Source organism: Streptomyces sp. Y7 (genome assembly GCF_043195415.1).
In the GTDB taxonomy this organism is placed as follows: Bacteria; Actinomycetota; Actinomycetes; order Streptomycetales; family Streptomycetaceae; genus Streptomyces.
Window position 1 is genome coordinate 1 of sequence record NZ_JBIDDQ010000080.1, and the last position, 255, is coordinate 255.

The following is a 255-nucleotide window of genomic DNA, read 5'->3' on the forward strand; positions in this document are numbered from 1 at the left end:
CCCCTAACCACAGGTCATCCCCCAGGTTTTCAACCCTGGTGGGTTCGGTCCTCCACGAAGTCTTACCTCCGCTTCAACCTGCCCATGGCTAGATCACTCCGCTTCGGGTCTTGAGCGCGCTACTATACCGCCCTATTCGGACTCGCTTTCGCTACGGCTTCCCCACACGGGTTAACCTCGCAACACACCGCAAACTCGCAGGCTCATTCTTCAAAAGGCACGCAGTCACGAGATACAGCAAGCTGTATCCGACGC

At 57.3% G+C, this 255-nt stretch carries 1 rRNA gene; it reads right to left on the minus strand.

Going from position 1 to position 255, the window contains the following annotated elements:
* Positions 1-246, minus strand: a 23S ribosomal RNA gene (locus ACGFW6_RS45180); the annotation flags it as partial.
* Positions 247-255 lie beyond the last annotated feature (9 nt).